Genomic DNA, 14,275 nt, shown 5'->3' with positions numbered 1-14,275 from the left:
AGAGGACTAAATATAATATTTAGTCCTCTTACCTTTTTCAAACTGTCGCCATTTTTAACGTTCTATTTCTTGTTGGTCTTTCTGTTTTTTTGAAGAAAATGCTCCATTATTCCGTGCAAAAAATTTTGTGAATCCATTTTCTGATTTCTCTTTTTTTTTTCTGCTTGTCGTGATCCTTTTTCTCTGTGTCCAAAACCTTTTCAAGCTTCGTTAACTTCTCACGTTGAGAATCAGTCAAATTAATCTCTTTTAATTCCTGCAGCGCTTCTTTTTTCAATTTGTACACCTTATCAAAGGAATGCTTTTGTTCGTATTCCTTCATTTTGGCCACACGCTGCTCTTTCTCTTGAAGTGTTTCTTGCTTGAGCTGCTTTTCAACAGAAACTTTTTCTGCTTCAGCTTCCTTTTTCGCTTCTTTAGAAGAATCTTTTTCATCTGATATGCCTAATTGGGCTAACAAGCTTTGTTTAAATAGCTGCTTATACTGTGTTTCTTCACTAGGTTGCTGCATAACTTCTAGTACTTCTTGTTTGTAACCTTCTTGATATTGATCCTTTTGTTGTGCCTGTTTTCGTGCTTGAAACTGATGAGAAAGTTTATCTTCTATTCCTTTCAATGGATCAGGAGTGAACTACTTTTCCTTTAAAGCACTTGATTTTAATATCACATAATCGTTTTCTGCGTTCACACGGGCTAACATACTATCAATACCTTGAGGTTTCTCTTTATCATGCGCTTGTAAAAACGTAAGATAACTTGTTTTGAGCTGCGTTTCTCGATCTTTCTCTAAAACAGAATTCACATCATGACTTCTCAAAAAATAGAGAGAAGAGCATAAGGGGTTTTTGCCCCCACAGGACGTGTGGGGCTAGGCAAAGCCTAGCAAAAACGTGGGTACAAGAAAACCTGTTGAATGTGAACCTACTGTTGACGTAAACTCCTTCACGTGAACCTACTGTGAACGTGAAAATTGAACATGTGAACCTGCTGTGAACCTCAAAAAAACACATGTGAACCTACTGTTAACATGTGTTTTTTCACTTCATGGCTAAATCTTGTTGCTTTTCATTCAATTTTTGGAGCTTTTCTTGTAAACTTTTTTGTTCATCTTCATAGAGCTGAATGCTTTCATCACTCGACTGAATGGCATCCTTTTTCATCGCAATTTTTGGTTCTGTATCGGCTTTTTCCTCGTCCACTTAGTACTTCATATCACGTTGTAACTCGTTCATTTCTTGTTTGGTTTGACGTTTATGTTTGGCTTCTACCGTGATTGCTTTTTCATAGTTTTTCATTTTCTTTTTGACAAACTGTTTTTCTAAATCATTAACCAAAAGCGCATATTCTTGTTTGGTTTTTACTCCTTTTCCTTCTTCGCTTTTCGTTTTTCGTTGGTCAGAATAGAGCGTCGTAATTAACGCATGAGCATCTATTTCCTCTGTTGAATCTGTTTCTGAATCACTCGTTACATCATCCACGTTTACCGTTTCTTTTTCTTCATTTTCTTGATAAAGATCAAAGGCAAGTGCTTCCCAATTTGGAGACAAATCGCTGATTCTTACCACATAATAGCCATCATCTTCATACAATAAATGAACAGGTAATTTGATGTTTGGATTTGCTTTTCTTGTGCCACAAAGCTTACTTCTTCTTCATCCGTTTGATCCATTTTGATGACCATATCGAGTGAACTTGAAGCCGGATGATACGCACGATTTTCAATCGTTACTGTTCCTGTTATGTTGGAAGAAACAGCTTCATGGGTATTCGTATGATGCAAGGGATCTTCTGTTTTTAAGTAAAATTTTGATGTCAGTAAGGATAAAAAACCAATAAAGAAAAAGATTAAAATAGCTGTATACTTCCATGATCGATTGCGACTTAAATTAAACCGATAGTCTTCCAATTGCTTCTTAAATGCCACCTGTTCCACCTCATTTCATGATTTCTGTTTTCAAATCTTCGATACTATAAACCACCCATTTGTTCGCTTCTTTTCGCAAAGAAACTTTAATAATGTCATGCGTTTGATCGTCCACATTTTCATCTTTTATGACAAGATGATTTGTAAATTCGGCAATGACTTCCACCTCTCCCTGCCCTCCGTCATATTGCTGAACATAAAGCTGTAGATCGTTTGGAATTGAAGTGTAACTATCTCCATACACGAACTTTTCAGAAGGATAAAACTGCGCATAGAGTTCTTTATCCATGATGGCTTTTCCGATCCTCAAATCCATCTTTTTCATGATGATAACAGACATCAATAAACTGTTTAACGGTATTCAAGTAATCTCGTTTTTGTTGTTCTTGGGCAGAAGGACGAACTTCACTTAATTGTTTTTTCAACTCTTGATTTTCTTCTTTTAAGCTGTCATTTGTGACTTAAATTTGTTTCGAAGCTGTTGTGTTGGAGATATTGTAGTTCAGGTAAATGTTGAAAATGGTTACGCCTGCCACCACAACGGCAAGCGCTCCAAATAGTAGTGCTGCTTTATTTTTCATCGCCTTTTCTCCTTTTAAAATCGTTTTACTCTTCCATTGAATCGTTCACCAAAATACGTTCCTTTTGCCATACTTGCGATGGCTACACCTGTTTTTCCTTGGCAACCTAAAAACTGATTATTGCCAACATAGATGCCTACGTGGCCGTCTATTTTATACATATCGAAAAACACCACATCCCCAGGCTTCATGTCTTTTGGATTAATCGCTTGCCCTTGAGTTTTGAGTGTATCGGTTGTTACTCCTGACATCGGACCAACATTCACTCCTACCTGTTCGAATGCCCATCTGACAAAACTTGAACTGCTATTAATTTATTGTTGTGTTATTCTCCCTATTTCTATAAAACAGCGATTGGTGTCACTAAAAACCTCAAGTTAACCTTTAGTCGCACTTGATGATCGCTCTTCCCACCCCTAAAACACAAGTTCAACTAAAACACACATAAGTCCACCATACATTCACCACGAAACACACCGATATTCACCCAAGTAGAACTTAAGTTAAATTAGAGCCGCAACAGTTCATAAAATAAACCATATATACAAACTCAAAACAGGAATTGTTGATTTTTTGTCGAAATCATATAAAATTAAATGAATAGATGACTGTGAATTGGGTGAATATTCATAAACCCAGCAGGTAAATAACAGTGATTTGAGTGAACATAAGCAAATACCTTGAATGAATGACCGTGAACCGAATGAATCTTCATAAAATTCATATGTGAATGACTGTGAACTGAGTGAATGTACATAAAACACTAATAAATGGTGGTGGATTAAATGAATAATTCTGAAAGTGCAAATTTCATTGGTGTACCAGAAGCATCTGAATATACCAATATTCCTCCTGAAACATTAAAAAGATATCTAATTAATCATGAACAGTTTTTAAATTTCAAAAAAGAAGGTAGACGCTATAAAATAAGTATTGAATCACTAGATCTATTAAAGAAAATCCGTGAACTTTATAGTGAGGGATTATTAAAAGAAGATGTAAACGATAATTTGGCAAGTGATGGGCTTCCTATAACTATTACAGTCAAAAATCAAGAAGAGAAAGGTTCTATCTCTATAAACGAGGAGCTGAGTGAAATAAGAAAAATGTTACAACAACAAGAACAACAGATGACACAGCAAATGCAATTTAATCAAAAGTTAGTAGAAGAGTTACAGAAAGTTAGTCAAACCAACCAAGAATTAAAGCAAATGATAAACAGAAAAGATGCTGAGTTGATTGGAGAATTAAGAAAAGGATTATCAGAAAGTAAAAGAATGATTGAAGAAGCTTCTGCTAGCGCAGAGTTAGAAAAGAAAAAAACATGGTGGGAAAAATTAATGGGTAAATAATAAAAAGCTTCTACTATCCCTAGTAGAAGCTTTTTATTATTATAGTGTTATAATCCGATTATAAAATTTATTAATTATAACATATTTTTAATATATTGAGGAGGGGTATTTTTTTGACCCTCCTTATTTTTTAAAATGAATTGTATAATAAAACAAATTTATTATTAAGGAAAAACAGTTCAAAAGAATTCTTTTGAGATATATTACTAATTTTTATTGAATTATGAGATTAATTAACGCTATAATAAAACTAACAAAAATGACCGGAATAGAAAAAAGACTTCAACTGTTTAAGTAGTGCGACCAACACACTTAAACCGTTCCCCCTAAGCACAGTAGGGAAAACACTTGTCGAAGTCTCTTGTTAATAGAGTTAGTTTTTCTATAAAATAAAACTTATGTTTTTATTTTATATGAAATTGACATCTATTTCAAGGGCTTAGTTCATCAAAATCAAGGCATTGTTTTCCTTTTTCCAGGGAAACAGTGTCTTTTTTGTGTTCCTTAAAGGAGACGATGAACAAATGACAAAAATATTAACCTGTTATCTAAAAGATGTAGATACCTTCAATGGGCGGTTCAAATGGTTATGGACCCACAAGTCCACACTTCGGAAAAAGAAAGAAGAGTTTTTAGAAAGTCTTCGTACCCACTTTAAACAACATCAATCAGCCATACATAAAGAATTTCCTAAAAAAAGAATGGAAATGCTTGATCACGTCATCTATAACCTAATGGCTACGGGCATTCAAGCGATACGTTCTGAAACGCTGATGAAAAAATTTAATGTTTCCAAAAGTACGGTTTCTCGTTTTGTACGCTCGCTAAAAGCGACACCCTTTATACTTGTGGCACGATACATTAAAGAAGATGCAACAGGTACTCATCCTGATAGCTATGTATTTATCCTTAAAAGTCATAAGAACTTTCATCACATTTGCGACGAAATCTTTTTTGCCCATGATACAACAGGTGTACAAACGCTTCAGCAAGAAGAAATGACCACTCCTGTGACACGTCCTGTGACGCATCCAGAAAGTACTGAAAACGTTGATACACCAAGCTTAGAGGCCGATAAATCACCTGATGCCTTTATTAACCTTGATTTACCTGTAAATCATATAAATAATCATTTAATGTCTGTTTCACAGGCCTTCACCTATATCAAAGGTGTGCCTAAAAAAGTCAATCAAGTCTATGCAGGTAAGTATGGACATCAACTACAAGACTTCTATGCTCGTATTCAAAATGCTGCAAAAGCCGTAAAACGAGATACAGAGATTGAGATTGAAAAAGAGCAAGTCCATGAAATTGCGTATACATCCATTGTAGGATTAGATAAATATGTTCATGAAGCTAATCAACAAAGCAACCCTTTATCCCTACGGGATATGTGTCGATTAATCTATCAGATTGCGAAAAATCAATTCTATGAATTAACAAAGCCTAAAAAGCAGGATTATTCATCAGTATACGCACATCAACAAGGAGTTATACATAACGAAAGTCAAACAACAACATTGGCTAAACCAAAACATATCATCCGTAAGGAACTCGTTCCTGATTGGTTAAAAGCTGAACAGCAGCAAGAAGAAGCTTCAAAAGAAACAGAGATTTCTTTGGATCAACAGCTTGAAATGATTCAATTAAAGCAAGATTTAGGACAAGAGCTAACACTAGAAGAAGAAGGCCTACTGCAGGAGCACAGCTCCACGTATAGTTTGCTGGAGATAGCTCAGGTAAAACAGGACTTAGGACAAGCTTTAACGCTAGAGGAACAAGAATGTTTACATCAACATAACCAGTTAAAAGACACAGCTTCCTAATAAAAAAAGTAGAAATTCCTTAGAAACTGATGTTTTAATAGACCGTGTTTATTTAGAAATATGTTCTAAATAAACAACAACTAATAATCTACGCAGGAGGAGATTAGAATGCCACATAAAATTACCTTAACCGGATCAGCCACAGGACCACTACGAGAATATGATCGCTACGTTGCCTTTGATATGCGTGAAAAAGGGTCACCATCTGCGCCTAAAGGATTAAAGAAGAGTACCTTTATTTCGTATACCGTATTTGTTGCGAAGAAAGCCTTTAATAAAACAGGACTCACGAAGAAAAGCATCATGCATGAAAAGATTTTAATTCAAGGGGAACCAACGTTAGACATTCCCATTGATGAATGCCCTGGTGAAATAGGGGTGATTTGTTTCCAGATTACCGTTCTTCCGAATAAAAATGACAAAGAGAAGAATGAGTCAGATGCGAAAAAAGAACCTAAACAAGAAGCATCTAAGCCTTCTGAAGCCCAAAAGAACACGAAATCTACTAAACAGGGAGAAGAAAAAGTACCTGTTTCTCAGCCTGTAGCAAAGGAAGAGAAGAAAGAAGTAAAGCCTATTCAGCCAGAAGTACAGCAAGCACCTACAGAAGAGAAAAAGGCTGAGGAAAAAAAGACAACACTATCAAACCAACCGAAGGGAACTCAGGATCTATTGAACTTTGATGATATTATCGTTCCTGAAGAGTTCTTAAAGACACGCCCAAACCCTGAAAAAACGCAAAAGGTTATCGATTTTGTGAAGCGTACAGGACGTTTAGATGAGCCGTTGACGATTGAAAAAGGATCGAAGATCTTAAAAGATGGATACCGCCGTTATGTCGTGGCTAAAACGGTCAAAATGGATCAAGTTCCTGTTGTCTATGAATATCAAAAGTAAATAAAGTGAGAGTAGACTGGTATAGAAGAAGAACACCTTGACTCAAGATGAAAAAGTGAGCCCAAATATCGAGCAGGTGGACTTGATTATCCCATGGCTATGAGAATGCTAGGCTGTCGATTATTAACGGTAAAACATGAATTAAAAAATATGAACGAAGATGAAAAGTGGTTACAGAAAGAAGCTGGAGCAGGAGAAACCATTGTAATGAGGGATTGGGGCAACTATTTAATTTATGAAATAATTAAATAGTTGAACGTACTAGCTTATTTTCAGCCAAGACTGTTTCTTGGTATATTAACGGCAAAATGGCAAGACACCAAATATGGTCCTCTTATTATTTGAAGGTTTTAACGTATATACCTAGAATAGTTCTCTTGATAAGAGGAGGTGATCATATGTTGAGAGTCATAACCGCAGAAGCAGCATATACCACCGAAGAATTAGCTGATATACTTGGGTTGTCCATAGCAACTATCCGAAAGTACAACTTCCATTTTGCCAAAATTGGTGTGCAATTTACTAAAAAACAAGGCAGATTAGCTTATACAAATGACGACGTTACTATCTTTCATGAACTAAAAAGAATTTATGCCCATCCCGAAATGACCTTAGAAAAAGCCGTTATAACCGTTGCAAAAAAATTTAACTTAGTACAAATACCAGACACTCCACCTAACATTTCAACTGAAAAACAAACCCTTATCTTAGAACCACTCGAAGCACAAATGAAAGAGATACAAAGCTATATCGATGCAAAATTTGAAGAACGAGAACGTCAATTAATTTCAATGGCTCGCGAAATTCGGGCGTTAAAAAAAGCACAACAACAAAAGAAGAGTTTTTATAAGTGGTTAAAAACCTTTTTTGAAAAATAATTTGCTACAATGGGTGGCATCTCATTATCTAATATTCACACAAAAAAACCTTTTCCCTCTAGGTAGGGGAAAAGGTTTTTTTATGTGAAGTTCAATTTCAAAGAATATCCATAACAAAGACCGCCCATTATGTATCAGTCTATAAGGCGGTCTTAACTGTATTCATGCTATATGATTATGACAAAAATATCGACAACATATGTAGAGGAATCTTATTTCTCTTATTCTATGCTAAAAACGCTTCCTTATTCCTAATTTTTCAAACACTTTTGATTCAATTTGGTGCAAAGTGGACAAGCTAATAAAAAAGGAGAGTGAGAGATGTGTTTTGGTGGCGTAACCCGAATCGCAGTAAATTTGGTCGTTGGCTGGATCGAGAAGGAATTACACAAAGTGAATTTTCTGAACGAAGTGGTGTTTCCCGAAACACTATTTGGCGAGTTTGTAACACCAAAGGTTATATTCCAACTCCTAGAGTAATGAAAAAGATCATGGCCACCGTTCAAAAAGTAGATAAAACAAAAGATATTGATGATTTCTTTCAATTCTAAACCCCATGTAAATGATATATAACATGGGGTTTAGTGTTATATGGAAATGTAAATTATGTTGCTATATTTCGATTTAGGATCAATTCGAGATAAAGGTTGTTTTAAGTATCTCGCCTTCTTTTAAGCTATAACTAATTAATAAAATTTAGTTAAACCAATCTAGTTAAACCAATCTAGAGCTCCTCTTAGAAAGAACTTGCCTATAAATTTTTATCTTTAAAGTTAATGTCCCCATATAATCGTTTTAGAGAATAAACCTCATTCTCTATTAAATTAACTGTCTTCAAGCTATTATTCCTCTTTCTATATGCTCAATGTAAATACTTTTCCCATTATATATTACATTGACCATGTCCACTGAATCTGCAATTTCTTGTGCTCTTTGTACATCCACCTTTATCTCGCCTCCTTTTTATTTATAAAAGTGACAGTATTGGTTTTTGATTATTTTTAATCCATTTAATCCTCTATTTCGAAAAAAAGAAGGATGACCACTTACCATTAAATACCTTATGTGCTAGGAGCCTAAGTATTATATATACTTATATAATAAGAGCAGTAATTATCCAGATTTAGTTTTTTACAATTTATCTTTTGAGTAAATAGCTATGTCCAATTATTACCTGTTAAATTCTAGGAGGTCAGAGTAATGCGAATAATAATTGCCGATAGAGACTCTACAGAAAGAGTAGGTATTAAATGGTTAATAAATTCTTATTCTATGAAATTTAATGAAGTATGTTTAGTTGAAGATGCAAGGCAGTTTATTAATGAATTTGAAAAAAGTGAACCAGATATATTGATTTTAGAGTTAGAAATGTTTTCAACTAACAGTTGGGAGATTATCTTAAGAAAAGTGGAAAATTACCAAGGAGTTATAATAGCTATCACTACTGAGGCAATTTTTGAACGTGCCTGGCAAGCAATTCAACTTCAAGCTGTTAATTTATTAGTAAAACCATTGTTACCTGAGAAACTAAAAGAGTCATTAGAAAAGAGTATAAAAAAGCTATCAAATTTTAAAGAGAAGCCTATTCATTTAGAAAACAAAGATGAAAATTATAGATATTACCAATCATTGATGATAGAAACTGAGGTAAAGTTTTCTAATGATTATAAAGGAATGATGATAATAAAGCCGGAATATCCAGACGATTTAAAAGAACTTTATAAGTATATTAATGAATACATATTTATGGAAACACCGGTTGTTTTATTATTTAGTGATTACATAGTATGTCTTTTTTCTGTTTTTGAAATGGACAAGTTGTACATAGATTCTACTAGATTCATTAGTAATTCAATCAAATTACTGAACGGGGGAGTTTTTATTAGTATTGACTCCATAAATAAAGTTGAGGACTCCTTACATGCCTGTTATATGAGGTGTATCCAGACGTTAAAAATGGTATTTTACAAGGGATATACACAAGTTATGCAGGCTTCCGAATTCCCGAGCTTTGAAGAATTTGATCCTTTATTAAATTCTGAAGAACAACGAATATGGATTAAAATGTTAGAGGGAGAAAACCTAATACCTATAAAAAATTGGCTTTATGAGAAATTCACTAATTTTCCTAACGGGTACCCTGAACCTGAGTTAATCCGTATTAGCCTTACTAGTATTCTTGCACAGATACGGAGGCATATGAAATCCTATCGATTAGAAAAAAATCAAGCATTAGAGGAACAATATCAAAACATTTTTAATATTGTTCTTAATTCACCAGTACTTTTTAAAGTTGTTCAGGAATTATTACTTTTTATTGATAAAATTTTAGAACAAGTTAAAACTCAGCAAAAAAATACTCAAAATGACTTTATTGAACTCGGTTTGAGGTTTATTGATGAACACTTCAGTCGGACAGATTTAAACCTCATAGTAGTAGCTGATTATGTTAATAAAAGTCCAAGTTATTTTAGTTATGTATTATCTCAGAGAACATCACAAACATTTCAGCAATACCTTACGAATGTTCGGATAAATAAAGCTAAACATCTATTATCTACAACATCACTGTCAATTCAGCAAATTTCATTTTCTATAGGTTTTTCGGATCCAAATTATTTCAGTAGGGTATTTAAAAATCAGACTGGTGTATCACCTTCTATCTGGAAAAATCAAATGTTTATCTAGATATCTAGTTATTTTCCTATAATTAATGAAGAATTTGGTAATATTAAAGATTGTTATAGTTTTAATATTACTTATATTCTGATTATTATCTTCTGTTTCTGTTAGTGTTTTTTTAATAAACTATTAATTAACAGAAAGGGGACTATATGATGAATACTCAATCAGTTAACTTGCGCAAATACTGCGCTCCTAAAGGAATTGAATTAAATACAAAAGGGTGGGTCCAAGAGGCTGTTCTTCGTATGTTAATGAATAACCTAGACCCACAAGTGGCAGAACATCCGGAGAAATTAGTTGTATATGGGGGAATAGGGAAGGCAGCTCGAAATTGGGATGCATTCGATCGTATCGTAGCCACTTTGAAAGATCTAGAAGAGGATGAAACACTATTAGTACAGTCTGGAAAACCAGTAGCTGTTTTTAAAACTCATAAAGATGCACCACGTGTACTCTTAGCTAACTCCAATATTGTTCCGGCCTTTGCGAATTGGGAAAAATTCCATGAACTCGATAAAAAAGGATTGATAATGTATGGGCAAATGACAGCCGGTAGCTGGATTTATATTGGAAGTCAAGGAATTGTACAAGGTACGTATGAAACATTTGCTGAATGTGCGAAACAACATTTTAATGGTAGTCTCGAAGGTACCATTACCGTAACAGCTGGATTAGGAGGCATGGGAGGCGCTCAGCCATTAGCCGTTACAATGGCAGGGGGCGTAGTCATTGGAATTGATGTTGACCGAACACGTATTGAAAAACGAATTGAAACACGCTATTGTGACGTTGTGTTAGAAAGTTTGGACGAGGCAATTAAAATAGCTAAAGAAGCAAAAAAAGAAAAGAAAGCGCTTTCTATTGGGTTGGTTGGAAATGCAGCTGAAGTGCTTCCTCAAATGATCAAACGTGGCTTTATTCCAGACATTGTAACGGATCAAACCTCCGCACATGATCCATTAAATGGTTATCTACCAATTGGATTAACTCTATCGGAAGGAGAAACATTACGTAATCAGAATCCAGAGGAATATGTAAGAAAATCTAAAGCTAGTATGGCTGTTCATGTTCAGGCTATGTTAGATATGCAGAAAGAAGGAGCCATTGCTTTCGACTATGGAAATAATATTCGTCAAGTAGCGCTTGATGAAGGCGTAAAAGACGCATTCAACTTCCCAGGTTTTGTACCTGCTTATATTCGCCCTCAATTCTGTGAAGGAAAAGGACCGTTCCGTTGGGTAGCTTTATCAGGTGATCCAGAAGATATTTATAAAACAGACGAAGTTATTTTACGTGAATTCTCATATAATACTCACCTTTGTAACTGGATTAAAATGGCGAGAGAAAAAATTGAATTTCAAGGATTACCGGCGCGTATCTGTTGGTTAGGATATGGAGAACGTGCACGATTTGGAAAAATCATTAATGAAATGGTTGCATCTGGAGAACTTTCAGCACCTATTGTTATTGGTAGAGATCATTTAGACGCGGGATCTGTTGCTTCGCCAAACCGCGAAACAGAAGCGATGAGAGATGGCAGTGATGCTGTAGCAGATTGGCCTATTTTAAATGCACTAGTTAATACAGCCGCAGGGGCAAGTTGGGTATCTGTTCACCATGGTGGTGGCGTAGGCATGGGATATTCTCTTCACGCAGGTATGGTCGTAGTAGCAGATGGCACGGAAGATGCGGCTAAACGTCTTGAACGTGTATTAACAACAGATCCTGGTATGGGGGTTGTTCGCCATTTAGATGCAGGCTATGAGTTAGCCATTCAAACAGCCAAGGAAAAAGGCATGAACATTCCAACATTAGACTAAAGGAAACGGAGTGAGTAGTATGTCATCTATTATGTATATTAAACGTGCCTCACAACTGATTACAGTTAGAGGTGGAAGTAAAGAACCAAAACGTGCTCAAGATATGTCCGATATCGGTATTATCGAACATGGCAGTGTGGTAGTGGAAAATGGAATGATTACATTTGTTGGATCAGATGTTGAAGCAGAACGCTATGTTCATACGTTGAATGGACATATCAATACGATTGATGCTTCAGGAAAAATTGTTACTCCAGGTCTAATTGATGCTCATACTCATATTGTGTTTGGGGGAAGTCGTGAAAAAGAGCTAGAGATGCGATTAAACGGAGCTAAATACATTGATATCCTAAAGGCAGGCGGAGGAATTCTCCAGACAACAACAAGTACAAGAGAAGCTACAGAAGAACAATTGATTCAAGAAACCTCCAAACGCCTAAATCGTTTTCTACAATATGGAGTTACGACGGTTGAAGCGAAAAGTGGATATGGTTTGACACTGGAAGATGAATTGAAACAGCTACGAGCAGCAAAAAAGCTCGATGAAAGGCATCCTATTGATATAGTTTCGACATTTATGGGAGCCCATGCTGTTCCAGTTGAATATAAAGAAAATCCAGACGAATTTGTTCGTTTAGTGATAGAGGAAATGATTCCAAGAGTTGTAGAAGAAAATTTGGCTGAGTTTTGCGATGTTTTTTGTGAAGAAGGAGTTTTTACAATTCAACAGTCGGAGCAAATTCTTGAGGCAGGAAAAAGGTATGGTTTAAAACCAAAAATACATGCAGATGAAATTGTTCAATTCGGCGGTGCAGAACTTGCAGCCAAGGTGGAAGCTGTTTCGGCCGACCATTTATTACAAGCATCGGATGAAGGTATTAAACAAATGGTTAAAAGTGGTGTTATTGCAGTCTTGTTACCGGGTACAGCGTTCTTTTTAATGGAGAAGCCTGCGAATGCAAGAAAGATGATTGAAGCTGGAGTTCCGGTTGCCCTTTCAACTGATCGTAATCCAGGGTCATCACCTACTGAATCGTTACCTTTTATTATGAATCTAGCGTGTCTTACGATGAAGATGACGCCAGCCGAAGTTCTAACGGCATGTACAATTAATGCAGCTCATGCCATCGGAAAAGCTGATGAAGTGGGGAGTATCGAAGTGGGAAAGAAAGGGGACCTTGTTTTATTTGATGCACCGAATTATCAAACGTTGCAGTATAACTATGCAGTGAACCTTGTAGATACTGTCATTAAAAAAGGAAAAGTGATTGTGGAAGGTGGGGCTTTATGTGATGTACCCGTACCCACAACTTAATCGTCCCTCTTTTCATTGGGAAAGACAGCGTTCAACTGAACCTAAGGTAAGTGATTGGATCGAGACATTTGAAGTGCAAGATGAAATAGATTTTCAAGCTGTAGATGTAACCGTTTTGGGAGTCCCTCTTTCCAGATCTTCTATTAGTGCCTCAGGGGCAAGTGAAACACCTCTTGCCATGAGACAACTATGGAAATCGTTTAATCCGTATCATATTGAATATGATACGGATTTGACCCCCTTATCGGTTTTAGATTTAGGCGACGTCAAACAGCATGTAACAGATATTTCACTTTCTCATCGATATATTAAAGAAGCAATGATTTCAATGCGGAAATATCACCCTCATACACTGCCTATCATGTTAGGGGGAGATCATTCAATTACGGCCATGTTAGTAAAAGGCTGGAAAGAGTCGCATCCAGAACAACGTATAGGAATTCTTCAATTCGATACACATTTTGATTTACGCAGTTTAGAAGATAACGGACCCTCAAATGGAACACCCATTCGAAACCTGATTGAGAGTGGTACGGTTGAAGGCAAAAACGTTTGGAATATTGGCCTGCATGGGTTTTATAACTCTAAATCTCTCAAAGAGTATGCAGATACCCACAAGGTTAATTATGTGACCTTACTTCAAACTAGAAAAACAGGAATTTCTTGTATAGTTGAAAGAGCCTTAGATGATTTAGCCAAGAATGTGGATGTCATCTATCTAACAGTAGATATGGATGTTCTTGATGTGGCTTATGCCCCTGGTGTACCAGCAGGAACAACAGGAGGAATGAGAACGGATGAATTATTTGAAGCCATATACATTGCGGGCTCACATCCATTAGTCCAAGCAATGGATATTGTATGTTTAGATCCCTTACGCGATAAATCAGGAATTACTGTTAAAGCAGGAGTTCATGTATTCTTGAATTTTTTAACAGGCTTTGCAAATAGAAAATAAAATATTAATTTTCTTATCCTTTTGAAAGTAACAAATCTC

Annotated in this window: 19 protein-coding genes; 10 read left to right on the top strand and 9 right to left on the bottom strand. The window is 35.6% G+C overall.

What is annotated here, in order from left to right:
• Positions 1-106 precede the first annotated feature (106 nt).
• The 8 genes from MKY06_RS28565 to MKY06_RS28530 form a co-directional block, all read right to left on the bottom strand.
• Positions 107-616, bottom strand: a complete 510-nt coding sequence (locus MKY06_RS28565) for a hypothetical protein (protein WP_098277829.1) — start codon at positions 614-616, stop codon at positions 107-109.
• A 15-nt stretch (positions 617-631) separates the two neighbouring features.
• On the bottom strand, positions 632-802 hold the full coding sequence (locus MKY06_RS28560; RefSeq protein ID WP_156322660.1) for a hypothetical protein: 171 nt from the start codon (positions 800-802) through the stop codon (positions 632-634).
• Positions 803-1,037: 235 nt separating this feature from the next.
• Positions 1,038-1,199 (bottom strand): hypothetical protein, encoded by a 162-nt coding sequence (locus MKY06_RS28555; RefSeq protein WP_170960157.1) that lies wholly within the window; start codon positions 1,197-1,199, stop codon positions 1,038-1,040.
• Positions 1,200-1,565: a hypothetical protein gene (locus MKY06_RS28550; protein ID WP_098277831.1), complete on the bottom strand. Its 366-nt coding sequence runs from the start codon at positions 1,563-1,565 to the stop codon at positions 1,200-1,202.
• The gene (locus MKY06_RS28545; protein ID WP_098277832.1) at positions 1,559-1,924 is read right to left on the bottom strand and encodes a hypothetical protein; all 366 of its coding nucleotides are present in this window, start codon (positions 1,922-1,924) and stop codon (positions 1,559-1,561) included. Before MKY06_RS28545 ends, MKY06_RS28550 begins: the two co-directional genes overlap by 7 nt.
• Before the next feature lie 10 nt (positions 1,925-1,934).
• Positions 1,935-2,213: a hypothetical protein gene (locus MKY06_RS28540; protein WP_098277833.1), complete on the bottom strand. Its 279-nt coding sequence runs from the start codon at positions 2,211-2,213 to the stop codon at positions 1,935-1,937.
• Positions 2,206-2,349 (bottom strand): hypothetical protein, encoded by a 144-nt coding sequence (locus MKY06_RS28535; protein WP_170960158.1) that lies wholly within the window; start codon positions 2,347-2,349, stop codon positions 2,206-2,208. Before MKY06_RS28535 ends, MKY06_RS28540 begins: the two co-directional genes overlap by 8 nt.
• A gap of 170 nt (positions 2,350-2,519) precedes the next feature.
• Complete coding sequence (locus MKY06_RS28530) at positions 2,520-2,819, bottom strand: C40 family peptidase (protein WP_306471715.1); 300 nt, start codon at positions 2,817-2,819, stop codon at positions 2,520-2,522.
• Between the two features lie 471 nt (positions 2,820-3,290).
• Between MKY06_RS28530 and MKY06_RS28525 the strand changes: the two genes are divergently transcribed.
• From MKY06_RS28525 to MKY06_RS28500, 6 genes are all read left to right on the top strand, one after another.
• A complete protein-coding gene (locus tag MKY06_RS28525; RefSeq protein ID WP_053488385.1) occupies positions 3,291-3,857 on the top strand; it encodes a hypothetical protein in 567 nt (188 codons plus the stop codon).
• 524 nt (positions 3,858-4,381) lie between these two features.
• Positions 4,382-5,683, top strand: coding sequence for a replication protein (locus MKY06_RS28520; RefSeq protein ID WP_098287627.1), 1,302 nt, complete (start codon positions 4,382-4,384; stop codon positions 5,681-5,683).
• A gap of 108 nt (positions 5,684-5,791) precedes the next feature.
• Positions 5,792-6,580 (top strand): plasmid stabilization protein, encoded by a 789-nt coding sequence (locus MKY06_RS28515; RefSeq protein WP_098287628.1) that lies wholly within the window; start codon positions 5,792-5,794, stop codon positions 6,578-6,580.
• A 93-nt stretch (positions 6,581-6,673) separates the two neighbouring features.
• Entirely contained in the window at positions 6,674-6,832 is a 159-nt protein-coding gene (locus tag MKY06_RS28510; RefSeq protein WP_157835298.1) for a hypothetical protein, read from the top strand.
• A 146-nt stretch (positions 6,833-6,978) separates the two neighbouring features.
• Positions 6,979-7,458: a MerR family transcriptional regulator gene (locus tag MKY06_RS28505; protein ID WP_098277837.1), complete on the top strand. Its 480-nt coding sequence runs from the start codon at positions 6,979-6,981 to the stop codon at positions 7,456-7,458.
• Between the two features lie 323 nt (positions 7,459-7,781).
• Positions 7,782-8,009 carry a helix-turn-helix transcriptional regulator gene (locus MKY06_RS28500; RefSeq protein WP_053488389.1) on the top strand — a complete coding sequence of 76 codons (228 nt, stop codon included), beginning with the start codon at positions 7,782-7,784 and terminating at the stop codon, positions 8,007-8,009.
• Positions 8,010-8,292: 283 nt separating this feature from the next.
• Here MKY06_RS28500 and MKY06_RS28495 read toward each other — a convergent pair whose 3' ends face one another.
• Positions 8,293-8,403 carry a small, acid-soluble spore protein, H family gene (locus MKY06_RS28495; RefSeq protein WP_306471711.1) on the bottom strand — a complete coding sequence of 37 codons (111 nt, stop codon included), beginning with the start codon at positions 8,401-8,403 and terminating at the stop codon, positions 8,293-8,295.
• A gap of 255 nt (positions 8,404-8,658) precedes the next feature.
• Here MKY06_RS28495 and MKY06_RS28490 point away from each other — a divergent pair, with 255 nt between their 5' ends.
• The 4 genes from MKY06_RS28490 to MKY06_RS28475 all read left to right on the top strand — a co-directional run bounded on the left by MKY06_RS28490 (position 8,659) and on the right by MKY06_RS28475 (position 14,236).
• Positions 8,659-10,146 (top strand): helix-turn-helix domain-containing protein, encoded by a 1,488-nt coding sequence (locus tag MKY06_RS28490; protein WP_098277838.1) that lies wholly within the window; start codon positions 8,659-8,661, stop codon positions 10,144-10,146.
• Between the two features lie 149 nt (positions 10,147-10,295).
• Complete coding sequence (hutU, locus tag MKY06_RS28485; protein WP_029325663.1) at positions 10,296-11,963, top strand: urocanate hydratase; 1,668 nt, start codon at positions 10,296-10,298, stop codon at positions 11,961-11,963.
• A 19-nt stretch (positions 11,964-11,982) separates the two neighbouring features.
• Positions 11,983-13,278, top strand: a complete 1,296-nt coding sequence (gene hutI, locus MKY06_RS28480; RefSeq protein WP_340962094.1) for an imidazolonepropionase — start codon at positions 11,983-11,985, stop codon at positions 13,276-13,278.
• Positions 13,253-14,236, top strand: a complete 984-nt coding sequence (locus MKY06_RS28475; RefSeq protein WP_029325559.1) for an agmatinase family protein — start codon at positions 13,253-13,255, stop codon at positions 14,234-14,236. The genes hutI and MKY06_RS28475 overlap by 26 nt, the downstream gene beginning before the upstream one ends.
• Positions 14,237-14,275 lie beyond the last annotated feature (39 nt).

The sequence above is a fragment of the Priestia sp. FSL P4-0332 genome, from assembly GCF_038005845.1.
GTDB lineage: Bacteria > Bacillota > Bacilli > Bacillales > Bacillaceae_H > Priestia.
Note: the sequence above shows the minus strand (reverse complement) of the source record. Positions and strands in the feature narration are given on the sequence as shown.